Source organism: Pseudoduganella sp. RAF19, from assembly GCF_052114165.1.
GTDB lineage: Bacteria > Pseudomonadota > Gammaproteobacteria > Burkholderiales > Burkholderiaceae_D > Rugamonas.
Genome location: NZ_JBFREF010000001.1, coordinates 612,450 through 634,633, shown reverse-complemented (window position 1 = coordinate 634,633; position 22,184 = coordinate 612,450). Strand labels below are relative to the sequence as shown.

Annotated in this window: 17 protein-coding genes; 4 read left to right on the top strand and 13 right to left on the bottom strand. The window is 61.6% G+C overall.

The features are described 5' to 3' along the window. Window positions 1-3: 3 nt before the first annotated feature. The 10 genes from AB4Z19_RS03035 to AB4Z19_RS02990 all read right to left on the bottom strand — a co-directional run bounded on the left by AB4Z19_RS03035 (window position 4) and on the right by AB4Z19_RS02990 (window position 14,928). The gene (locus tag AB4Z19_RS03035; RefSeq protein ID WP_442034224.1) at window positions 4-1,536 is read right to left on the bottom strand and encodes an alpha-N-arabinofuranosidase; all 1,533 of its coding nucleotides are present in this window, start codon (window positions 1,534-1,536) and stop codon (window positions 4-6) included. A 15-nt stretch (window positions 1,537-1,551) separates the two neighbouring features. Beyond that, a complete protein-coding gene (locus AB4Z19_RS03030) occupies window positions 1,552-3,495 on the bottom strand; it encodes a glycoside hydrolase family 97 catalytic domain-containing protein (protein WP_442034222.1) in 1,944 nt (647 codons plus the stop codon). A 6-nt stretch (window positions 3,496-3,501) separates the two neighbouring features. Beyond that, a complete protein-coding gene (locus AB4Z19_RS03025; protein ID WP_442034221.1) occupies window positions 3,502-4,269 on the bottom strand; it encodes an SDR family NAD(P)-dependent oxidoreductase in 768 nt (255 codons plus the stop codon). 28 nt (window positions 4,270-4,297) lie between these two features. Further along, window positions 4,298-5,869, bottom strand: coding sequence for an aldehyde dehydrogenase (NADP(+)) (locus tag AB4Z19_RS03020; protein ID WP_442034219.1), 1,572 nt, complete (start codon window positions 5,867-5,869; stop codon window positions 4,298-4,300). Beyond that, a complete protein-coding gene (gene araD1 / locus AB4Z19_RS03015; protein ID WP_442026875.1) occupies window positions 5,866-6,846 on the bottom strand; it encodes an AraD1 family protein in 981 nt (326 codons plus the stop codon). The genes AB4Z19_RS03020 and araD1 overlap by 4 nt, the downstream gene beginning before the upstream one ends. An 81-nt stretch (window positions 6,847-6,927) precedes the next feature. Continuing rightward, complete coding sequence (locus AB4Z19_RS03010) at window positions 6,928-8,670, bottom strand: IlvD/Edd family dehydratase (RefSeq protein WP_442026874.1); 1,743 nt, start codon at window positions 8,668-8,670, stop codon at window positions 6,928-6,930. Window positions 8,671-8,808: 138 nt separating this feature from the next. After that, window positions 8,809-9,870 carry an aldose epimerase family protein gene (locus AB4Z19_RS03005; RefSeq protein WP_442029968.1) on the bottom strand — a complete coding sequence of 354 codons (1,062 nt, stop codon included), beginning with the start codon at window positions 9,868-9,870 and terminating at the stop codon, window positions 8,809-8,811. Continuing rightward, the gene (locus AB4Z19_RS03000; protein WP_442034217.1) at window positions 9,871-10,854 is read right to left on the bottom strand and encodes a glycoside hydrolase family 43 protein; all 984 of its coding nucleotides are present in this window, start codon (window positions 10,852-10,854) and stop codon (window positions 9,871-9,873) included. Continuing rightward, window positions 10,841-12,193 carry an MFS transporter gene (locus AB4Z19_RS02995; RefSeq protein ID WP_442034215.1) on the bottom strand — a complete coding sequence of 451 codons (1,353 nt, stop codon included), beginning with the start codon at window positions 12,191-12,193 and terminating at the stop codon, window positions 10,841-10,843. The genes AB4Z19_RS03000 and AB4Z19_RS02995 overlap by 14 nt, the downstream gene beginning before the upstream one ends. Window positions 12,194-12,300: 107 nt before the next feature. Next, complete coding sequence (locus AB4Z19_RS02990; RefSeq protein WP_442034213.1) at window positions 12,301-14,928, bottom strand: TonB-dependent receptor; 2,628 nt, start codon at window positions 14,926-14,928, stop codon at window positions 12,301-12,303. Between the two features lie 216 nt (window positions 14,929-15,144). Between AB4Z19_RS02990 and AB4Z19_RS02985 the strand changes: the two genes are divergently transcribed. Next, the gene (locus AB4Z19_RS02985; protein WP_442034211.1) at window positions 15,145-16,623 is read left to right on the top strand and encodes a tetratricopeptide repeat protein; all 1,479 of its coding nucleotides are present in this window, start codon (window positions 15,145-15,147) and stop codon (window positions 16,621-16,623) included. Next, window positions 16,623-17,855: a L,D-transpeptidase family protein gene (locus AB4Z19_RS02980; RefSeq protein WP_442027033.1), complete on the top strand. Its 1,233-nt coding sequence runs from the start codon at window positions 16,623-16,625 to the stop codon at window positions 17,853-17,855. Before AB4Z19_RS02985 ends, AB4Z19_RS02980 begins: the two co-directional genes overlap by 1 nt. On the opposite strand, the gene AB4Z19_RS02975 is transcribed toward AB4Z19_RS02980, so the two are convergent. The 3 genes from AB4Z19_RS02975 to AB4Z19_RS02965 are packed head-to-tail and all read right to left on the bottom strand — an operon-like array spanning window position 17,852 to window position 20,828. Next, a complete protein-coding gene (locus AB4Z19_RS02975; RefSeq protein ID WP_442027035.1) occupies window positions 17,852-18,193 on the bottom strand; it encodes an EF-hand domain-containing protein in 342 nt (113 codons plus the stop codon). The two genes, AB4Z19_RS02980 and AB4Z19_RS02975, sit on opposite strands and share 4 nt — an antisense overlap. Window positions 18,194-18,203: 10 nt before the next feature. Next, window positions 18,204-19,763 carry a S10 family peptidase gene (locus tag AB4Z19_RS02970; RefSeq protein ID WP_442027039.1) on the bottom strand — a complete coding sequence of 520 codons (1,560 nt, stop codon included), beginning with the start codon at window positions 19,761-19,763 and terminating at the stop codon, window positions 18,204-18,206. 48 nt (window positions 19,764-19,811) lie between these two features. Continuing rightward, window positions 19,812-20,828, bottom strand: coding sequence for a GlxA family transcriptional regulator (locus AB4Z19_RS02965; protein ID WP_442027037.1), 1,017 nt, complete (start codon window positions 20,826-20,828; stop codon window positions 19,812-19,814). A gap of 67 nt (window positions 20,829-20,895) precedes the next feature. Between AB4Z19_RS02965 and AB4Z19_RS02960 the strand changes: the two genes are divergently transcribed. After that, window positions 20,896-21,375 (top strand): carboxymuconolactone decarboxylase family protein, encoded by a 480-nt coding sequence (locus tag AB4Z19_RS02960; protein ID WP_442028385.1) that lies wholly within the window; start codon window positions 20,896-20,898, stop codon window positions 21,373-21,375. A 12-nt stretch (window positions 21,376-21,387) separates the two neighbouring features. Next, the gene (locus AB4Z19_RS02955; RefSeq protein ID WP_442028386.1) at window positions 21,388-22,134 is read left to right on the top strand and encodes an SDR family oxidoreductase; all 747 of its coding nucleotides are present in this window, start codon (window positions 21,388-21,390) and stop codon (window positions 22,132-22,134) included. Window positions 22,135-22,184 lie beyond the last annotated feature (50 nt).

The following is a 22,184-nucleotide window of genomic DNA, read 5'->3' as shown; positions in this document are numbered from 1 at the left end:
CGCTTACTCGACGGCTGCGACGACGACCGACTTGGCCGGCAGCTTCACCACCACCTTGCCGCCGCTGGCCTGCGCACTGAACGGCGCTGGTTTCACGGCATCAGGCTGGGCGAAGGTGTTGTGCGCGTCCATGGCCGTGGCAGTCAGCACCTGGCCATTCAGCTTGCCGACTTTGGCGCCGGACAGGTTCACCGTCACATCCACCGCTTTGTTCGGGTTGGTGTTCACCAGCGCCACGTAGACCTTGCCATCCTTGGCGCGTGCGGCTGAAGCGCTCACCTGCGGCACCGTCGTCGAGCCTACGCTGTACTTGCCGTTGTTGGCCACTGCCACCGGCAGCGAGGCCGCATCCTGGAACGGCACATACATCTTGAAGGCATGGTAAGTCGGCGTCAGGATCATCCTGTCCTTATCGGTCAGGATCATGGCCTGCAGCACATTGACCATCTGGGCGATATTTGTCATCCGCACGCGATCCGCGTGAGCGTGGAAGATGTTGAAGTTCAGTGCAGCCACCACCGCGTCGCGCAGGGAGTTCTGCTGGAACAGGAAGCCCGTGTTGGTGCCCGGTTCAACGTCATACCAGGTGCCCCACTCGTCCACGAACAGGCCGATCTTCTTCTGCGGGTCGTTCTTGTCCATCACGGCAGCATTGACCTTGATGTGGTCATCCATCTTCAGCGTGTTCTTGACGGTGGAGATCCACTGGTCTTCTGCGAAGCCGGTAGCGGCGCCCTTCTTCTCCCACACGCCGGTCGGGATCGTGTAGTAGTGGAAGCTGATGCCGTCGATCTTGTTTTTGATCTTGCTCAGCTCATCGGACCAGGTGGTGTCATTGTCGTTGCCGCCACTGGCGATGAATTTCGGACGCACTGCCGGTGGCGTCTTCAGGAACACGGTGGCAGTCTTGTACAGCTGGGCGTAGTGTTGGGGCGACATCTCACCGCCGCAGCCCCATGCCTCGTTACCAACCGCGAAGTAGTCGACCTTCCATGGCTTCTCGTGACCGTTCTTGCGGCGCAGTTCAGCCAGCGTGGACTTGCTGTCGGAGGTCATGTATTCCAGCCATTCCGCCATTTCCTGGTTCGAGCCGGTGCCCAGATTGCCGTTCACATAGACTTCAGCGCCCAGTTGCTCGGCCAGATCAAAGAATTCGTGGGTGCCGACAGCATTGCTCTCTTCCACGCCGCCCCAGTTGGTGTTGACTTTTACCGGACGCTTGTCGCGCGGGCCAATGCCGTCGCGCCAGTGGTATTCATCGGCAAAGCAGCCGCCCGGCCAGCGCACCAGCGGTACGTGCAGGTCTTTCAGTGCGCCCACCACGTCGTTGCGCCAGCCCTTAGTGTTCGGGACCTTCGACTCCGGACCAACCCACATGCCTTCGTAAATGCCGGTGCCCAGGTGCTCGGCAAACTGGCCGTAGATATTCTTGTTGATGACCGGGCCTGGTTTGGCCGCGTCGATCGTCACGCTAACTTGTGCAAAGGCCGCGCCGCTGGCTGCAATACTGAGGGCGAGGATAGTCTTCTTGATCATGCTGTCTCCTGAATTTTATTTGAATGTGGCGACGAAGCCGCCATGAGGCTTGATAGTGATCTGCGTGGACTTGTTCGCAGTGATATCGGACTGGACGAAGGCGCGCTCGGTCGCGCCGTCCGATATGAGCTTCCCGTGTTTGGCGATGAAGCTGAGGTCGAGGGATAGGGTCTTGTCGCTGTCGCCGCCGTTAAAGCCGGCCACATACCATGTCTTGCCTGCGCGGCGCGCAATCACTGCGTACTGGCCAGGGAAACCGTCGACGTACTTGCTGTCGTCCCAGCTGCGCGGCAGATTTTGCAGGGTTTGCTTCACGTAGGACGGCGCAGTCGCCATGCCTGCCGGGATCTCCGCGAAATGCTGGATGCCCGATACGAACAGCACGGATTCGGCGAGTTCAAAGCCGTTGCGCGTGGTGCGCTTGATATTCGGAATGTCGCCGAAAGCCAGCGGCGTGAAATCCATCGGATCGAACAGATTGCGGGTGAACGGGATCATGGCGGCATGCGGCGCAATCGCGTCCTGGCCTGGCTGATCGAAAGTGGTGAACTCGAAGCCGCGAATGGCTTCCATCGTCATCAGATTCGGCCAGGTGCGGGACCAGCCGCGCGGCAGCGTGGCGCCGTGGAAGTTCACCAGCAACTGGGCGTCGTAGGCGTCTTTCAGGATGTCGACGTAGTAAGCGATCATCGACTGGCCATCGCCGCCGAAGAAGTCCACTTTGACGCCCTTGACACCCAGCTCATGCAGCTTTTTGAACTCCGCCACGCGATCCTGGTGCGTCAGCAGCTTGTTCATGGGCGTCATGCCCGTGTCGTTCCAGGGACCGGCGGAGTTGTACCAGACCAGGACACCAACGCCCTTCTTCTTCGCGTAGGCAGCCAGCTCGCCAATTTTCTCGTAGCCGATTTTCTGGTCCCAGCCCGAATCGATCAGGGTGTAGTCCCAGTGCATATTCGCCGCGTAGTCGATGAACTGCTTCTGCACGTCATAAGTGGTGAAGTCGTCTTTCAGGATTGCCCAGCTCCAGCTGGCGTGGCCCGGCCTGATCCAGCTAGCCATCGGACGCGCGGCCGGTGCCGCGAGGTCCGTACCCAGGGTGGAATCGACCAGTGTGGCCAGGTTGCCGATGGCGAGCACGCGCCATGGCGATACCAGTTCGCCTTCCGCATGCGCCAGCAAGGCGCCGTTCGGCGTCACTTCTTCCGGCGCCGGACCGGTAATGCGATAAACGCCGCCTTCGCTTTGTGTGGCGAGGCGCGAGGCGTGGAAGCTGCCGTCCATGCCCGCTTCAGTTAGCGCTACCCAGGTATCGCCGGTGCGGAACAGGGCCGGGAAAATCCAGCCGGCCATCGGTGACGGCGTGCCGACCGGGATGTCCTTCTGCCAGAATTCTTCGTAAGACGGATTGGTGCGCGCGAAGCCGCTCTTGGCGATCGCCATCGGCTGCAGCCAGGCGCGCGTGCTCGGCGCGAACGCAAAGCTGGTCGCTTCGGAGACGAACTTCAACTGCGCGCCGCGCACGGTGTAGCGGAAAGCCACGCCGTCGTTCGACACGCGGAACGTTACGTCGATCGCTTGCTGTTGCGGATTGCGCAGCGTATAGGTCTGCTCGTTGGCAGAATATGTGATGTGGCTACGCTTGCCCGTGGCCAGCTCGTAGCTGTCGTGCACCGCGCGCACAGGCGATTCGCTTGCCAGCGTGAGGGCGTGCGACAAGTCGGCGCCCTCCAGCGCCATGCCGAGCGCGGATGGCAGCAGCACCGCTGCACCATCGCGGCGGATGGCGTAAGTGGCACTGCCGTCGGCCGACACGGCGAGGGCCACGGACAGATGCCCGTCCGGGCTCGCCAGGGGCGCAGCAGCAGCTGCCGCTGCCGGCGTTGAAGTGGCTGCGTAGGTCGCAGGAATGGCCGCGTACAGCGTCAGCGCCGCGGCAACGCTCCAACAGGCGCGCATCGGCGCTTAGACCCAACCGGCGTCGACGATGAATTCCTGTGCGGTGCACATGGCGCTATCGTCGGCTGCGAGGAAGAGAACCATGGATGCAATGTGGCTGGGCATCAGCGCGCCCGGCAGGCACTGGGTGCGGGCGATTTCCGCCTTGGCTGCCTCGTCGACCCACAGATCGAGCTGACGCTGGGTCATGACCCAGCCTGGCGTGACCGTGTTGACGCGGATGCCGAAGCCACCGAGGTCGCGTGCCAGCGAGCGCGTAAGGCCGATCACGGCGGACTTGGTCGTCGCATACACCGGATAGCCCGCGCCCTTGGCATGGAAGGAAATGGAGCTGATGTTGATGATGGAACCAGTGCCCTTCTTCTTCATGCCCGGGATAACAGACTGGCAGGTGAAGAACATCGGGCGCTGGTTGATGGCAATACGGTTGTCCCAGTATTCAAGCGTGACTTCCTCGGCATTGTGGCGCTGGTCGTTTGCTGCGTTATTGACCAGCACATCGAAATCGCCAAGCGATGCGGCCAAGTCGGCAATGGTCTGCTGCAGCGCCGGAATATCCGTGATGTCGCAGTGGCGAAACACGGGCGCCGTATGGCCGGCAGCCTTGATCTTCTCCACCAGCGCTTCGCTGGCGTCGCGGACGATGTCCACAAACGCCACCTGTGCGCCCTGCTCCGCGAAAGCGGTAACGATCGATTCACCGATACCGCTGCCGCCACCCGTCACAAATACCCGCTTGCCTCGCAGGCTGCCAAACTTGGCCAAATCAGTCATGCTTGTCTCCGAACAGTTTTTTTCTTGTTTACTCTTTGGTCAGCGCACCGTCGCGGCGGCGCCAGATGCCCAGCGGATTACCATCGCGCAGGGAATCAGGCAACAGCGCCTGCGGGATGTTCTGGTAGCACACCGGACGCAGGAAGCGGCTGATCGCGCCCGTGCCAACCGAGGTGCTGCGGCCATCCGCGGTCGATGGGAATGGACCACCGTGCACCATGGCGGTGGATACTTCCACGCCGGTCGGGAAGCCGTTGGCCAGGATGCGGCCCACTTTGCGTTCCAGCACAGGCAGCAGCGCGCGGGCAGCGTCGAAATCTCCTTCGTCCAGTTGCAGGGTTGCAGTCAGCTGGCCTTCCAGGTTTTCGATCACTTGCTTCACTTCGTCCAGCGACTTGCAGGCCACGATCAGGGATGCGGGACCAAATACTTCGTCCTGCAGCGCATGGGTTTTCAGGAAGTCCGATGCGCCGGACTGGAACAGCGCCGGAGCACCCTTGCCTTCTTCCTGATTGGCCAGGGTCACGGTCTTCACGCATTCCTGTGCGGCCAGCTTGGCCACGCCTTCCTGATACGCACCGGCGATGCCTGGGGTCAGCATGACGGCTGGACCGGTGTTGCCCAGCGCTGCGGCAGCATCGACGGCAAACTTGTCCAGCTCAGGACCAGCCAGGCCGACTACCATGCCCGGATTGGTGCAGAACTGGCCAACGCCCATGGTCAGCGAAGCTGCGAACTGCTGGGCGATGGTTTCGCCACGCGCAGCCAGCGCCTTCGGCAGCAGGACCACTGGGTTGATGGAGCTCATCTCGGCATAGACCGGGATCGGCTGCGGACGTGCGGCGGCAACAGCCATCAGTGCGGTACCGCCTGCGCGGGAGCCGGTAAAGCCCACCGCCTGGATGGAAGGATGCGCCACCAGCGTGGTGCCGATATGGCGGCCGGTGCCAGTCAGCAGTGCGAAGGTGCCCTTCGGCAGGCCGCAGCGCGCAACGGCTTTCGCGACGGCACGGCCAACCAGTTCGGAAGTGCCGGGGTGGGCGGAGTGCGCCTTCAGCACGACCGGGCAGCCCGCAGCAAAGGCGGAAGCGGTGTCACCGCCAGCCACCGAGAAGGCCAGCGGGAAGTTGGATGCAGCGAAAACGGCCACAGGGCCGACGCCGATCATGCGCATGCGCAGGTCGGGACGCGGCGGGGTACGCTCCGGCAGCGGCGAATCCAGGCGCGCATCGCGCCAGGAACCTTCACGCAGCAGATCAGCGAACAGTTTCAGCTGGTTGACGGTGCGGCCACGCTCGCCCTCCAGGCGGGCGCGCGGCAGGCCGCTTTCCGCCATGGCGCGCTCGATCAGCTCATCGCCGATGGCCATGATTTCTTCGCCCACGGTTTCCAGGAACTTGGCGCGGTCGGTGTCCGAGGTAGCACGGAAGGTGTCGAAGGCCTCACCGGCCAGGCGGCATGCCTGGTCGATCTGCGCTTCGCTGACGGCGTTGAAAGCCGGTTCGATATGATCACGCTTGGTAGGATCGAAGGCTTTGATGCTGCTACCTTCGCCTTTGACGGCCACGCCGCCGATGAGTGCTTCTCCGGTAATCGTCATAGTGCTTTCACTTTCGCATAAGAGGTTTCAACCACGGCCAGCGGATTGCGCAGCGCGGGACCGAAGGCAGGCGCTTCAACTTCGAAGGTCTCGCCGGGCTGCACGCTGATGCCGTCTGCGAAGCTTAACGTAGCTGTACCGAAAAAGTGAATATGCACGTCACCAGGACGCTTGAATAAAGCGTATTTGAAGTGGTGATGTTCCAGGTTGGCGATGGTATGGCTCATATTCTGCTCGCCGCTTACAAAAGCCTTTTCCCAGCGTACCTTGCCGTCCTTGCCGATCACGCGGGACACGCCGTCGATATGCGCCGGCAGTTCGCCCACCAGCAGGGCCGGGCCAACGCCGCAGGCGCGCAGCTTGGAGTGCGCCAGGTAGAGGTAATTCTGGCGCTCGGTCACGTGGTCGGAGAATTCATTGCCGATCGCGTAGCCGACACGGTATGGCTGGCCGTCGTCGCCGATGATGTACAGGCCTGCGATTTCAGGCTCTTCGCCGCCGTCCAGGGCGAAGTCCGGCATTTGCAGCGGCGTGCCGCTGGCGGCCACGATCGAGCCGTCGCCTTTGTAGAACCATTCCGGCTGAGCGCCTGCGGTACCGGCGGCTGGTTTGCCGCCTTCCACGCCGAGGCGGAACATCTTCATGGAATCGCTCAGGGCTTCGACGTCGCCGCCGATTTTCTTGTGCATGGCATCGCGCGCATCGGCGCTGCCGAGGTGGGTCAGGCCGGTGCCTGTGACGTAGCAGTGGGCCTGGTCTTCGTGGTCCAGCGGCGCCAGCCAGGTGACAGCGGCCGGGTCCACCGTGGTGCTGCCGGCGCTGGCGTCGGCCAGGGCAGCCAGCGATTTCTGCTGGCGGATGGCGGCTTGCGCCAGCGCGTAGGTGGTTTGGTAGCCGTCGATGACGCGGATGGCCCCCTGCTCCAGCAGGCCCACCGCACGCTCACCGGCGGCGTTTTTGAATTGAACGAGCAACATATAAGTCTCCTGATTTACAACCCAAGGCTTAAAACAGGTGGCTGCCACGGCGTGGCAGCCACCAGGTTTGCGCCTCTGGTTTTAATGCGAATGCTTTGGCACAGCGGCGCCGCGGGTGCCGACGAGGAAGTCGAAGTCGCAGCCTTCGTCTGCCTGCAGCACGTGATCGACATACAGCTGCGCGTAGCCGGATTGCGGACGGTCGCTCGGCTTGGCCGCACGCGCCTCCAGGCGTGCCTTCAGCTCCTCATCCGAAATCTCCAGATTCAGCTTGCCGCCCGCGCAGTCGAGCGAGATGTAGTCGCCTTCCTGCACCACGCCCAACGGGCCACCGGCCATCGCTTCAGGCGCCACGTGCAGCACCACGGTGCCATAAGCCGTACCACTCATGCGCGCATCCGAAATACGGACCATGTCCTTGATGCCCTTGGCCAGCAGCTTTGGCGGCAGACCCATATTGCCCACTTCCGCCATGCCCGGATAACCTTTCGGGCCGCAGTTCTTCATCACGAGAATCGAGTTCTCATCCACGTCCAGGTCCGGATCGATGATGCGCTTCTTGTAGTCGTCGAAGTCCTCGAACACCACTGCCTTGCCGCGATGCTGCATCAGGTGCGGCGAGGCAGCGGACGGCTTCAGCACCGCGCCGCGCGGCGCCAGGTTGCCGCGCAGGATGCAGATGCCGCCATCTTCGATCAGCGGTTTGTCGATCGGACGGATCACTTCTTCATCATAGATCGGCGCGTCCTGCACGTTCTGCCAGATCGACTTGCCGTTCACGGTCAGTGCGTCCTTGTGCGGCAGCAGCCCGTTTTCGCCGAGGCGGCGCAGCACGCCCGGCAGGCCGCCGGCGTAATAGAACTCTTCCATCAGGAAGCGGCCGGATGGCAGCAGATCCACCAGGGTCGGCGTGCCGCGGCCGATGCGGGTCCAGTCTTCCAGCTCCAGTTCCACGCCCATGCGGCCCGCGATGGCTTTCAGGTGGATCACGGCGTTGGTGGAACCGCCGATGGCAGCGTTGGTGCGGATCGCGTTTTCGAACGCTTCCTTGGTCAGGATCTTGGACAGGCGCAGGTCTTCCCACACCATCTCGACGATACGCATGCCGGACATGTGCGCCAGCACGTAGCGGCGCGCATCCACGGCAGGAATCGCGGCGTTGTGCGGCAACGAGGTACCCAGCGATTCGGCCATGCAGGCCATGGTCGATGCGGTGCCCATGGTGTTGCAGGTGCCAGCGGAGCGCGAGTGGCCCGCTTCGGCGGCCAGGAAGTCGTGCATCGAGATTTCGCCGGCCTTGACTTGTTCGTGCAGCTGCCACACGGCGGTACCGGAGCCAATGCTCTTGCCATTCAGCTTACCGTTCAGCATAGGGCCGCCGGTGACGACGATGGCCGGGATGTCGCAGGATGCAGCGCCCATCAGCAGCGCCGGGGTGGTCTTGTCGCAGCCAACCAGCAGGACCACGGCATCCATTGGATTGCCGCGGATGGACTCTTCCACGTCCATGCTGGCCAGATTACGGGTCAGCATGGCGGTCGGGCGCAGATTCGATTCGCCGTTCGAGAACACCGGGAATTCAACGGGGAAGCCGCCGGCTTCCAGAATGCCGCGCTTGACGTGCTCCGCCAGTTTGCGGAAGTGGGCGTTGCAGGGAGTGAGTTCAGACCAGGTATTGCAGATGCCGATAATCGGCTTGCCCTGGAATTCGTGATCGGGAATGCCCTGGTTCTTCATCCAGCTCCGGTACATGAAGCCGTTTTTGTCCTGCGTGCCGAACCATTCGGCAGAGCGCAGCTTGATGTCCTTCTTCTTGTCTGACATGCATTCCTCCAATTTCGATAAAGGAATGGTAGAAGGATTAACGATAGCGATCCAATGAATTAATATTCAAGATCGATACGAAAAAATATATCGCTCAGCGCCAAATAAAAAACGGCGGGTGTGAAACCCGCCGTGCGCCTAGCCCTGGACCGTGAACCGGTACAGCGACTTCGTTTCGTAAACCTCCCCCGGCCGCAAAATGGTATTCGGATATTCCGGCTGATTCGGCGAATCGGGGTAGTGCTGCGGCTCCAGGCACAGCGCGCCCCGATAGCCGTATTGCCAGCCCTTGCCGACCAGCGAGCCATCGAGGAAATTCCCGCTGTAGAACTGCACGCCCGGCTCCTGGGTATACAGTTCCAGCACCCGGCCCGACGCCGGCTCGCGCAGAATGGCGGCCAGCGACATGGTGTGCGGCTCCGGTTTCACCAGCACGAAGTTGTGATCATAGCCGCGGCCATTGTCCAGCTGCTCGTCCTCATCATTGATGTACTCACCGATGGTGCGCGTAGTGCGGAAATCGAACGGCGTGCCTGCCACGTCGGCCAGCGGACCCAATGGAATGGATTGGGAATCGATCGGCGTATAGCGCTCAGCATTGATCACCAGCTGATGATCGAGGATGCTGCCCTCCCCCGCCAGGTTGAAATACGCGTGATGCGTCAGATTCACCGGCGTGGCCTTGTCCGTGGTCGCGTGGAACTTGATCAGCAGCTCGTTGGCATCGTTCAGCTCATACATGACCGTCACGTCCAGATTGCCCGGATAGCCCTGGTCGCCGTCACGGCTGCGGTGAGTCAGCTTCAGGCCGATGGACAGGTCAGCCACCACCGGCACCGCATGCCAGGCTACTTTGTGGAAGCCGCGCGGACCGCCGTGCAGATGGTTCTCGCCATCGTTGATGTCGAGCTGCACCGATTCGCCGTCCAGCTGATAGCGGCCACGCCCGATACGGTTGCCGTAACGGCCAATCAGGGCGCCGAAAAAGTTCTGGTCGGCGAAATACGAATCGGCTTTGGTATAACCGGTGGTCACGTCCGCCAGGCGGCCATGCTTATCCGGCACATGCAGCTCGGTGATGATGCCGCCATAGTTCGTGATCTTGACGGTCATGCCGTTCCGGTTGCGCAGCGTGTAAAGACTGAGCGGCAGGCCTTCCGGGGTCTCGCCGAAAGGCTCTTGAGTGATGCTTAATTCCATTTATGCAATCGATGGGCGTCCGAAAACCGGCATGCCCTGTTCGTCCCAGCGCAAAGGTTTAACAAAAGTGTGGCGGTCCGGATTCCACAGTGGATCGCCAACGATCTCAGTATAAGTCCTTGCATGATAGACGAGAAGCACGGTTGCCCCATCTTCCGCGACCGTGAAGCTGTTATGGCCCGGTCCATAAATCTTGTGCTCGAAGCAGGATTGAAGCACCGGCTGATCCGACTTGTGCCACGAGGCCGGGTCCAGCAAGTCCGCATTCTCATCGGCCCACAGCAGGCCCATGGCGTAGTTCTCGTCGGTCGCGCTGGCGGAATAGCTGATGAAGATCTTGCCGTTCTTCTTGAGTACCGACGGCCCTTCGTTGACCCAGAAGCCCCGGATCTCCCAGTCGTATTCCGGCTTGCTCAGCATGACCGGCTTGCCTTCGATCTGCCACGGCGTTTTCATCGGCGCGATGTACAGGTTCGAATTGCCTTCGATGGACTTGTCCTTCTGCGCCCACAGGTAGTAGAGCTGGCCCTTGTGGGTGAAGGTGGTCGCGTCCAGGCAGAAAGTGTCGATGCCGGAATCGACCTGGCCCATGAACTCCCACGTACCTTCCAGCGGATTCTGGCTCTCGTTGCGGATCGCGTACATGCGATGCTGGAACAGCTTGTCCTTGATTTCGCGGCTCGGGGCGGCGGCAAAGTAGATATACCAGGCGCCCTGGTTGAAGTGGATTTCCGGCGCCCACACCAGCTCACTGTAAGGACCTTCGTCCGGCTTGCGCCACACATCGCGGGTTTGCGCGCTGACCAGGCTTTCGATGGTCTTGGCGCGGCGCAGTTCGATGCGGTCGTACTGCGGCACCGAAGCGGTAAAGTAGTAATAGCCGTCGGTGTGACGGTAGATGCAGGGGTCCGCGCGCTGTTCGATCAGCGGCTTCAGGATCTCGCCCAATTGATTCTCCAATTCTAAAAATTCAGCTTGCCACATAGCCGTGCGAGCGCATTTCGGCTTTCACTTCGTCGTAGTATTTGTCGCTGATGCGGTACTTGAACATCAGTACACCCATCAGGAAGTGGAAGAAGCCGGGGATCACGGACAGCATCAGGGCGATGCCGTTCAGCGCGAAAGCCGTTTGCGCGGCATTTGGCTGGTAGTCGAAATAAGTCAGCAGGATGCCAACCAGGCCGCCGGCAATCGCCATGCCCGCCTTCTGGCACACCGAGATACCACCGAAGGCGAAGCCGGAAACCCGCTTGCCGGTCTTGACCTGGCCATAGTCGATGGTCTCCGCAATGGCGGACCAGAATACAGGCGCATGCAGGTCGACGATGAAGGACAGCAGGAAGTACAGCACAAAGGCCAGCACCATATCGCCCGGACGCACCAGCGCGTAAATGGCAACGCTCAGCGCCGCCACCAGCAGCTGGGTGTAGCGGAACAGCTTGACCTTGCAGTAGCTCTTGGTGATCCAGGTCGATGCGACCATGGACAGAATGGCTGCCGCCACGCCGGTCGACAGGAAGGCCGACACGGTTCCGGTGTCGCCGCCCAGATAATACTTGGCGTAGTAAATCGCCACCGAGCCGCGAATCACATAGCCCACGGTGCCGGTTACGCAGACGCCACACAGGATCAGCCACTGGTCATTCTTCATCAGCACTTTCAGCTGGTCCGCGATGGACTGGCGCTCCACCACATGGCGCACACGTTCGGTGGTGGTGAAGAAGCAGAACAGGAACATCGCCACGCCGATTGCCGCCATCACGGCCATGGCCGCCTGGTAGCCCGCCGCCGCATTGCCGTTGCCCCAGCGCTGCGCCAGGATCGGCACGATAATCGTCACCATGAAGGCGCCGATCTTGGCGAAGAACAGGCGGTAGCCGTTGGCCGACAGGCGTTCCTGCGGATCGCTGGTGAGGCCCGAAATCAGCGAAATATAGGGAATGCCTACGCCTGCCGTCATGACCGTGGCCAGGATGTAGGTCGAGTATGCCCACACCAGCTTGGCGTCATACGCCAGTTGCGGCGTGGTGAAGGCGAAGAAGATGCTGACGCCATAAGGCACAGCGAGGAACAGCAGCCAGGGGCGATAGCGCCCCATGGCGGCGTTGAAGCGGTCCGTCAGCTGCCCCATGATGAGGTCAGCGCAGGCGCCCACGATTTTGACGATCACGAACAGCAGCGCCAGATCGGCGGTGTGCAGGCCGTAGATATCGGTGTAGAAGAAGGTGATGATCAACATCATCGACGAGATCACCACGTTCAGGGCCATATCGCCGGAGCCAAAGCCCACCTTCTCCAGCACCGACAGTTTTTGATTCGACATCGAATACCTCATACAGCAAAACGGCGGGTCGAATGACCCGCCCTACGATGCAATGCGGGTAGGCCAATTCCGGCCCGTAGGGCGGATCATCGACCCGCCGTTTCCGCTCAGTTCTTCCAGCTCAGAGACACGCCCACGGTGCGGTCATAGCGGCGCGTATCGCGCGGATAAACCACCGGATCTGCCCAGTAATCCTGATACTTGAAGTTCAGCAGATTAGTACCAGTCAGGTTCACAGACAAGTTCTTCGCGATCTTGTAGCTGATCGAACCGTCCAGGGTGGACATCGGCGCAGCGATCAGGTCACGTGGAGGCGAAGTGCCCTGGTTGCCCGGCGCGTCGTTGTATACCTGGGTGAACTTGGAACGCCAGTTGTAAGCCAGACGGCCCGACCACGCATCGCGCTCATATAGTCCAACGATATTGTAGGACTGGCGCGACATGCCCGCGAATGGTTTGCCAACCAGGTTCGGATCGATCGAGGAAGTGATGCCGCCTTCGGTGTAGGTGAAGTTAGCTTCCAGACCGAAGCCTTTCAACGGACCTGGCAGCCAGTCGTAGAACTGGCGGTAGGCCAGCTCGACACCTTGCAGGTGGCCCTTGTCGGTGTTGAACGGACGGGTGGTCTGGTAGTTCACGCCCTGGAAGGTCTCAGCAACGATCTTGTTCATGATGTAGCCGTCGAAGTTATGACGGAACACCGTAGCGCTGGCATAACCGGAACGCGAGAAATACCACTCCAGGGATGCGTCCGCGTTCTTGCCGGTGAACGGCTTCAGATCCGGATTGCCGCCCGAGGCGGTGGACTGCGTGGTGGTGCCGTTCGAGTTCACGTAGGCCGTGGCTGGATTCAGCTGGGCGAAGTCAGGACGGGTCAGGGTCTTGGTCAGCGCCAGGCGAGCCAGCAGGTCCGGACGCAGCGTGACCTTGAAGTTCGCGCTCGGCAGAACAGCGGTATCGGAGCTGCTGGTGTTGATCGGCACGTAAGCGCCGTTGACGATGTTATTACCGACCAGGTCCGAGTCGGTCTTGGTGACGCGCACACCCAGCACGCCGTCAACCGGATAAGCACCAACGTCGAAACCGAATTTCGCCTTGCCGTAGAAGGCGTAGTTCTTTTCCTTGTCCTGGAAGAAGGACGCCGGGTCGATCGCCTTGGCCGCTTCCGTGCCGGTTACCGCTTTACGCACAACGCTCGTGTTGGCCACCATGAAGTCCGGGCATGGCGTGCTCCACTTTGGCGTGCCATAGTCGACAGAGAATGCCTGGGTCGAGCAGGACAGGCCAGGGATGCTGCCCATGGTCACGTTAGGAATCGCGCCCACCGAGCCTTCTAGCGACTTGATGGAATTGGCCGTGCGGTCGTTGACGCGCACGCCGCCGGTGAACTCTTTAAAGAAGCCTTCGCTTGCAGGCGTCCAGGTTGCGTCGGCGCGCCAGTCGGTGGAGCTGCCGCGATCCTTGCCGTAACGGTCGAAGAACTGGAACAGGTAGATCTTGGACGGATCATTCAGGCCAGCGCCCTGGTACTGCGCGAAGGCGCCGCCATCCACCACGGTCTTCACGTGCACCTGATCGACGTTCAGATTGGTGTCCAGGATCGGGTTCACCCAATCGTAGGAACTGATGGTGCGGGCGATCTCGCTGCTCACACGCAGACCATCCATCGGACGCCAGTTGGCGCCAATCGCGTATTGCTGCGCGATGCTGGTCGATGCGCGCGCCTGGGTCGACAGGATGGTGAAAGTATTGGTCGAATCGATCGTGTCGGTCTGGTTGGTGCCAGGGATCTTGGTGACCTTGATCTGGTCAGGCGAAGTCGCCCATGGCAGACCGACGAAGAAGTCTGTCTCGTCGTGGCCTTTGAACTTGGAGTACAGGCCTTCGGCGTACATATCGAAGTCCTTGTTCGGCTTCCACTGGAAGGCAAAATTGCCGGCCTGGCGGATACGCTTGCCGAAGATGTCCTGGATGCCCACCAGATCCGGGCCGGTCAGGTTTGGCGCCGCGAAGAATTTATCGATCGGGAAGGTTTCGAAGCCGCGCTCTTCATGGAAGCGGTCGGAGATGTGCGACAGGCCGATCAAGGCGCCGAATTCGCCCATGTCGGTCTTCCAGCGGTTGGACACCATGGCCGAACCTTCAGGATCATTGGCCTTGGCTTTATCCTTGTTCTTCACACCCAGCTGCGCGCTGGCCTGGAAGCCTTTGAAATCAAATGGACGGTTGGTGCGCACGTCGATCGCGCCGGCGATACCACCTTCAGGCTGTTCAGCGCTCTGCGACTTATATACGTCGGCACGCTGCAGCATGGTCGATGGAATGTCGCGCAACTGAATATAGCGGCCGGTGGTGGTGAACATCTCGCGGCCGTTCAGGAAGGTCGCGATGCCAGGCAGACCGCGGATCAAGGTGGTATTGGCTTCGCCGGCGTCGCGGCGCACCTGGATACCGGTCACGCGGGCCAGGGTCTCGGCCACGTTCGTATCAGGGAATTTGCCGATGTCGTCGGCGACGATGGAGTCGATCACATTGTCCGAATCCATCTTGATCTTCTGCGCGCTTTCCGCTGCACGGCGCACGCCCGTCACGGTCACCACATTGTCCTGATTGGCTTCTTGCGCCCAGACCGAGGCGCTGGACAGCATGCCTGCAGCCAGCAGACTGGCCACAGTGACTTTCAAAGCAAAAGTATAGTTATTGGGCGTGATTTGGCCCGTTGCAGAATGCATCATAGGTCTCCCGATGTTGTTATTGAAACTTTGTTCAAATGTTGTCTGAGACCCATGTTAGGGACTGGAGCCCATTCAATCCAATTAATTTTTCAGCGTTTTTGATATCGATTTTGGTATCAAACTTTAAGCACCTTAATGTGGAGAAAGGCTTTGGCTTAGTGAATAGCAGCGGTTTTGATAGAATTGGGCTTTCTTTCCTCTTGGAAAAATAACTAGATGCACCCTCTGATTTTCTCCTCGCGCGCAGCCCGAATTGCGGGCTTGGCGGCACTGCTGTGCTGCGCATCCGCGCGGGCGGACGATGTGGCCGATATCAACAAATTGGTCCGCAGCGGCCAGTTGCCGGCCGCGTTAGCGAAAGTGGATGTGGCCCTCGCGCAACACCCCAAGGATGCACAGCTGAGATTTATCAAGGGAATGATCTTTTCCGAGCAGGGAAAGGCGAATGAGGCCATCGCCATCTTCCAGAAGTTGACGGAGGACTATCCGGAATTGCCGGAGCCGTACAATAACCTGGCCGTGCTGTATGCGGGCCAGGGACAGTACGACAAGGCGCGTGTGGCCCTGGAACGCGCGATTCGCACCAATCCGACTTATGCGACGGCGCACGAGAATTTGGGGGATGTGTATGCGAAGCTGGCGTCGCAGTCTTATGACAAGGCGATGCAGATTCTCGATACCAATCAGCAGCCGGCGCCGAAGTCCAAGTTGTCCATGGTGCGCTCGCTGGGCGTGAAGGGTCCTGCACTGACGCCGGCCGGCGCCGCGCAGGCCACCACCGCACCACAAATCGCCGCGGCTCCTACAGCTGCGGCCACCTACGCACCAGCGCCGGCCGCCGGCCCCGCCGCGGCACACGCCGCGCCTCCGCTGGCGACGCCCGCACCTGTCATCGCCGCCGCCCAGCGTCCGGCCACGACGCAGCTCGCGTCCGCTGCTGCGCCTGCCGTCACTCCGGTCGTCACGCACGTGGCGCCGCCGCCGGCAGCGAGCATCGCCGCTGCCCCGCGGCCAGCGCCGACGCAATTCGCCTCCGCCGCACCAGCGCCCGCGCCAGCCACCGCTGCGGCATCGCGCGCGCCTGCGACGGCGCCAGCCGCCACGGCAAGCAAGCCGATTTTGCAAGCCTCCGCAGCGCCAGCACCATCGCGGACGCCAGCAGCATCCGTCCCAACGCCAATACCGACGCCAGCGCCAGCCGCCGCCGCGGGTAAGCAGGCTGTCGCGGCGGCCGCCGCTGCTTCAGTTCCCGCCAAGCCCGCCGCTGCTGCGTCAGTTCCAGCCAAGCCCGCAGCCGCAGCGTCAGCCCCGGCAGTACAATTGGCGAAGGCCGAGCCGGTGAAGGTTGACTCTGGCGAGCATGACAATGTTGCAAAAGCCGTCGACAGCTGGGCGAAAGCCTGGAGCGCGCAGGACATGAGAGGCTATCTGTCCTCTTACGGCAGCAACTTCCAGACCCCGCGCGGCCAGAACCGCAAGGCCTGGGAAGCCGACCGCGTCGCGCGGATCGAAGGTAAGGAACACATCAAGGTCACGGTGGAAGCGCCACAGATCACGGTGAACGGCAACATGGCGACGGTAAAATTCCGCCAGATCTATGTGTCCGACCGTCTGAAGGCCAACAGCCGCAAGACACTGGTCATGGAAAAGCAAGGCAGCAAGTGGGTAATCAAGCAGGAACAATCGGGGGGCTGATGAAGCACGCACCAGCAAACAGCAAGCGCACCAAGGCCGCAACACTGGCCGTGGCCGCGTGCACTCTGCTGGCGCCGCTGGCAATCGCCAAGTCCATTCATCCCGGCGGCGGCACGCCCGCCAGGCAGGACCCCGAACTGCTGCTGATCGATATCTACAAAGACCTGCGCGCCAGCCAGCTCAATGAAGCCCAGGCCAAGGCAGACGCACTGGTCGCCGCCTACCCCAATTTCCGCATCGGCCACCTGATCCGCGGCGACCTGCTGCTGATGCATACCCAGCCCGTCACTACGCTGGGCGCCGGCATCGCATCCAGCGCCCCGCCGGACAAGCTGAAAGACCTGCGCGACGAAGCGCGCGTGCGCCTGCAATCGATCACCGCCCGCCCCGCAGCGGACATGGCCCCGCGCCCCGTCCTGCAGCTGCGCAGCGACCAGCGCCACGTGCTGGTGGTGGACACCACGCAGTCGCGCCTCTACGTCTACCAGAACCAGAACAACCAGCTGAAGTTCATCACGGACTACTACATCACGCAGGGCAAACTGGGCATTCACAAGCTGAAGGAAGGCGACCAGAAAACGCCGATCGGCGTGTACTACATCAACGGCCGCGTGTCGGGTCGCAAGCTGCCGGACTTCTACGGCGCCAGCGCCCTGCACATCAACTACCCGAACGAGTGGGACCGCGTGCAAGGCCGCAGTGGCGGCGGCATCTTCCTGCACGGGACGCCATCCGACAGCTACAGCCGCCCTCCTCTTGCCTCCGATGGCTGCGTGGTGCTGACCAACGCCGACCTCAAAAAGCTTGAAGGTACAGTCGATATCGGCAAGACGCCGGTCGTCATCGCCGAAAAACTGGAATTCGTCAGCAAGGCCAAATGGGATTCCGAGCGCGACACCGCGACCCGCCTGATGGATAGCTGGCGCACCGACATCGCCAGCATGGACCGCACACGCGTGCTGAAAAACTACTCCAGCAAGTTCCGTTCAGCCAACGGCGAAGACCTGAACACCTGGTACGAAAAAGAGATGCGCGCCCTGGTGGATGTGGTGAATCTGGGCGTGAAGCTGAGCGATGTCACCCTGTTCCGCTACCCCGGCCAGGACGACATGATCGTCTCCACCTTCACCATGGAGACGCTGATTGGCAAGAACAAGAGCACCTTCCGCAAGCGCCAATACTGGTCGCGTGAAGGCGGCAACTGGAAGATCGTGTTCGAAGGCCTGATCTAAGACTTCTTGTGCGCCGCCATGGCGCGCTTGCGCAGCCAGGCCTGCACTTCCTCGAATTTCACCTCGCCGCGATTGGCGGTATCGATTTCCGCAAAGTGCGAAGCCACATAACCGAGGCCCGCCTTTTCCGCTTCCTGTTTCGTCAGCGTGCCACTATGGTCCGCATCCGCTTCATCGAAGCGCTTGCGCAGCTTCTGCTGGACTTGCGCGCGCAACTCATCGCCAGAAGCAGCCGGTTCGCGCGAAGGAATGCGCTGGTCCTTCGGCACATAAGGCTCCTGCTGCGCAGCGCAGACAGTGGATATGGCCAGCGCAGCCAATATCAGCAATCGTTTCATTCCTTCTCCTTCAATGTGCGGACGCGTAGAACGCTGCCAAATCCGATTTGATGGCGCGCCGCGCCGTATCGTCCAGATAGGCCATGTGGCCGCTCTGGTAAAAGCGTACCGTAATATTCGAATTGGTGCCCAGCCGTGCCAGATCGCGCTCGGTTTGATAGAACGGCGTGGCGAGGTCGTAGTAGCCGTTGAGCGACATCACCTTCAGCGACGGATTCAGGGTCATCGCCGCCGCCAGATCGGGCACCGTATCCGGCACGTTCTTGCCTTCGTGGCTGAAGTTCCAGCGGTTGACGATGTCGTTAAAGGTCACATAACCCGAACCGGCCGTGTAATGCAGCGTGCCGGCGATACAGCTGATGGTCGTGTTGACGAAGGCATCGTTCACCACCGCCAGTGACGGATCGCCGCCTGCTGCCAGCGCGCTGCCTGCCGGCGCCAGCACGCGCGCATCGTAACGTCCTGTCAGCTGCCCCGGCACCACGGTCTGGAAGGTATTCGGCTGCATATCGAAATTCTGCTGCCACACCAGCGCTGAAATGCCCGTGAACGCGTTCAGCTGGGACGTGACGGCGGCCGGCGGCTGCGTGCGGCTTGCAATCCATGGCGTCATCGCGGTGCGGTAAGCGCCGGACGCGAAATCACGCGCCTGTTGCAGGTAGCTGTTCAAATCCGCGGGCAGCGGATTGGCGGTGTGGTGGTAAGCGCCAATGGCCGCATACGTCGGCACATAGCCCTCGCAGCTGACCTGGTTCGGATCGAACACGCCGCAGTTGGCGTTGTAATCCAGGATGGACGACAGCAGCACGATCCCGTTCAGCTTAGTGCCTGCGCTTTCCAGCAGGTTGGCCAGCACCGCCGTGCGCGGCGCGCCATACGATTCGCCGAACAGGAACTTGGGCGAAGTCTGGCGATTATTGGCGGCGACATAGCGCAGCACGAAATCGCGGAAGCTGGCCGCGTCGGCATCCACGCTCCAGAAATCCTGGTTCTTGTTGGGTGCAATGGCTTGCGAGAAGCCGGTGCCGATAGCGTCGACGAACACCAGATCGGTGGTATCGAGCAGGCTTTCGGCGTTGTCCACCAGCTGCACGGGATTCGGCACGAACAGCGTCGGCTGGTTGGTCACGATGCGGCGCGGGCCGAAGGAACCGAGGTGCAGCCACAGGGTCGATGAACCGGGGCCGCCGTTGTACATGAAGGTGACCGGACGCGTGGCCGCCGACTGATTATCCGCCGTGTAGGCAATGTAGAAGAAGGACGCGGCCGGTTGGCCGGTGCGTGCATCGACCGTGGTCAGATGGCCGGTGGTGGCCGTATAGTTGATGCCAACGCCGTTCAGGGTGAGCTGCGCCTTCAGCGTCGCCGCGCGCTCCTGCGCAGATGCCAGAGAGCCGGTCGCCGCGCTGGAATAGACCACACTGTCGGCCAGCGTGCCGTCGGCAACGGGCGGTGTGGAAGGTGTCGTTGGCGGCGCCGGCGCGGGCGAGCCGCCACCTCCACCACCGCAAGCCACAAGCAAAGCCGCCAGCGTGGCGGCAAGCGGCGCCCAGGCGGCGCGGCGCGGCAGGCAATCCAGTTCCATGCATCCTCCAAAGGGGTGCAGCACTGAAGGGAATTATACGGCTGTGTCAGACCTCATGGCAAAACGCTTGCGGTAGTCGCGCGGCGCCACCCCAAGGGTGCGCTGGAAGGCGGAGCGCAGGCGCTCCTCATTGCCGAAACCGCACAGGCGCGCGATCTGGTCCACTTTGCGCGGCGAAGCTTCCAGCATGCGGCGCGCGGCCTCCAGCCGCAGCACTTCCACGCCCTTGGCAGGCGTGCGCCCAGTCTTCTGCTTGTAGACGCGGGCGAAGTTACGCGGGCTCATATTCACCTGCTCCGCCATCACGTCCACCGACAGCGGCTCCAGCGCAAGGTTATCCATGATCCACAGGTGCAAGCGTTCGAAGATGTCGCCCTCCTCCGACTGGGTTTGCAGCAGCTCGCTGAACTGTGCCTGGCCGCCGGGGCGCTTCAGGAACACCACCAGCTCGCGCGCCACCTGCATGGCCACCGCGTGTCCGCAATCGTCTTCCACCAGCGCCAGCGCGAGATCGACGCCGGCACTCACACCGGCCGAAGTCCAGACGGATTGCTGGCGTATGTAGATCGCATCGTTGTCCACCTCCACCGATGGGAAGCGCTCCCGCAATAAATCGCACATGGCCCAATGGGTGGCGGCGCGCTTGCCGTTGAGCAGACCCGCCTGCGCCAGCAGGAAAGTACCGCTGCACACCGAGGCCGTACGGCGCACCTGCGACGACGCGCCGCTCAGCCACTCCGACAGCGGCTTATTCAGCGACTGGATGCGCGGCATATGGGGTGAGCCGGGAATCACAATGGTGTCGACCATCGCAGGATCAAAGGCGCTGAGCGGATCGGACACGATGGCCATGCCCTCCGCCGAGCGCATCACGCCGCCTTCAAGGCTGACCGTGTGCAGCACATAGCCTGGCAGTCCGCGTGCGCGCATGCGCTTGTCCGCGGCCCAGAACACGGTCTGTGGCCCCGTCAGATCGAACAGGCCGACCTCCTCGTACGCGACAAAAAGTACGAGGCGGGAGGATGGCAGGAATTCAGGGGTATTCGTCATGTCAGGGGATTCTCGCGCGCCTAAGATGAAGCTGTCAAATATGACTTCTCCATAGAAAGGATAGACCATGAGCACGCGTATCAACTACTTCCAGCAATCGCCCGAACTCGTCAAGAAGATGATCGATTTCGGTAGCGCCCTGGAGTCCTGCGCCATTGAACAGTCAATCCGCCATTTGGTGGAAATCCGTGCTTCCCAGATGAACGGCTGCGCCTTCTGCCTGGACATGCACATCAAACAGGCCCGCATGCACGGCGAGCGCGAACTGCGCCTGCATCACCTGGTGAACTGGCGCGAATCCCCGCTGTTCGAACAGCGCGAGCGTGCCGCCCTGGCCTGGACTGAAATCCTGACCCGCATCCCTGAACATGGCGTACCAAACGACGTGTATGAGCGTGTGCGCGGCCAGTTCTCGGAAAAAGAATTGTCCGACCTGACCTTCGTGGTCATGTCGATCAACGCCTGGAACCGCGCCAACGTGGCTTTCACCCTGGTGCCGGGTTCCTTCGACAAGACCTTCGGCCTGGATAAATCCGGCCTGGAATAAAGGAGCACAGACATGAAGATCGTAGTTATCGGTGGCACCGGCCTGATAGGCAGCAAAGTGTGCGCGATCCTGAGCGCCAAAGGTCATGAGGCGCTGGCCGCCTCGCCCAAAGGCGGCGTAAATGCCGTTACCGGCGAAGGCCTGGACGCAGCGCTGGCCGGCGCCGATGTGGTGGTCGACGTGGCCAATTCGCCTTCCTGGGCGGATGATGACGTGATGGCCTTCTTCAGCCAGTCCAGCCGCAATCTGCTGGCCAGCGAAGCGAAAGCGGGCGTGAAGCACCACGTGGCGCTGTCCATCGTGAACGCCGAGCGCATGCCGAACAGCGGCTATATGCGCGCCAAGGTCTCGCAGGAGAACATCATCAAGGATGGCCGCGTTCCTTACACCATCGTGCGCGCCACCCAGTTCATGGAATTCATGGCCGGTATCGGGCAAGGCTCGGTGGTCGGCGATGCGATCCGCCTGTCGCCGGCCCTGATCCAGCCGATCGCGTCGGACGATGTGGCAGAAGCAGTGGCCGACGCCGCCCTGGCCGCACCGCTCAACGGCACGCTGGATGTGGCCGGACCTGAAAAATTCCAGCTCTCCGTGATCGTGGGCCGCGCCCTGGCCGCCATCGGCGAAACGCGCGCCATCGTCACCGATCCGAAAGCCCTGTACTTCGGCACGGAACTCGACGACAGCTGCCTGGTCCTTGCCGCCACTGCCAAAGCGCGCCTCGGCAAGATTCGCTACGACGACTTTGTGAAGCGTTAATGTTGGCACTTCGGCACGGCTTGCGCTGTGCCGGAGAATCCGGGATATTG

Bases quoted from the DNA above. Each gene is read 5' to 3' on its own strand.
- AB4Z19_RS03035 (WP_442034224.1), bottom strand. From the start codon at position 1,536: ATGATCAAGAAGACTATCCTCGCCCTCAGTATTGCAGCCAGCGGCGCG.
- AB4Z19_RS03030 (WP_442034222.1), bottom strand. From the start codon at position 3,495: ATGCGCGCCTGTTGGAGCGTTGCCGCGGCGCTGACGCTGTACGCGGCC.
- AB4Z19_RS03025 (WP_442034221.1), bottom strand. From the start codon at position 4,269: ATGACTGATTTGGCCAAGTTTGGCAGCCTGCGAGGCAAGCGGGTATTT.
- AB4Z19_RS03020 (WP_442034219.1), bottom strand. From the start codon at position 5,869: ATGACGATTACCGGAGAAGCACTCATCGGCGGCGTGGCCGTCAAAGGC.
- araD1 (WP_442026875.1), bottom strand. From the start codon at position 6,846: ATGTTGCTCGTTCAATTCAAAAACGCCGCCGGTGAGCGTGCGGTGGGC.
- AB4Z19_RS03010 (WP_442026874.1), bottom strand. From the start codon at position 8,670: ATGTCAGACAAGAAGAAGGACATCAAGCTGCGCTCTGCCGAATGGTTC.
- AB4Z19_RS03005 (WP_442029968.1), bottom strand. From the start codon at position 9,870: ATGGAATTAAGCATCACTCAAGAGCCTTTCGGCGAGACCCCGGAAGGC.
- AB4Z19_RS03000 (WP_442034217.1), bottom strand. From the start codon at position 10,854: ATGTGGCAAGCTGAATTTTTAGAATTGGAGAATCAATTGGGCGAGATC.
- AB4Z19_RS02995 (WP_442034215.1), bottom strand. From the start codon at position 12,193: ATGTCGAATCAAAAACTGTCGGTGCTGGAGAAGGTGGGCTTTGGCTCC.
- AB4Z19_RS02990 (WP_442034213.1), bottom strand. From the start codon at position 14,928: ATGATGCATTCTGCAACGGGCCAAATCACGCCCAATAACTATACTTTT.
- AB4Z19_RS02985 (WP_442034211.1), top strand. From the start codon at position 15,145: ATGCACCCTCTGATTTTCTCCTCGCGCGCAGCCCGAATTGCGGGCTTG.
- AB4Z19_RS02980 (WP_442027033.1), top strand. From the start codon at position 16,623: ATGAAGCACGCACCAGCAAACAGCAAGCGCACCAAGGCCGCAACACTG.
- AB4Z19_RS02975 (WP_442027035.1), bottom strand. From the start codon at position 18,193: ATGAAACGATTGCTGATATTGGCTGCGCTGGCCATATCCACTGTCTGC.
- AB4Z19_RS02965 (WP_442027037.1), bottom strand. From the start codon at position 20,828: ATGACGAATACCCCTGAATTCCTGCCATCCTCCCGCCTCGTACTTTTT.
- AB4Z19_RS02960 (WP_442028385.1), top strand. From the start codon at position 20,896: ATGAGCACGCGTATCAACTACTTCCAGCAATCGCCCGAACTCGTCAAG.
- AB4Z19_RS02955 (WP_442028386.1), top strand. From the start codon at position 21,388: ATGAAGATCGTAGTTATCGGTGGCACCGGCCTGATAGGCAGCAAAGTG.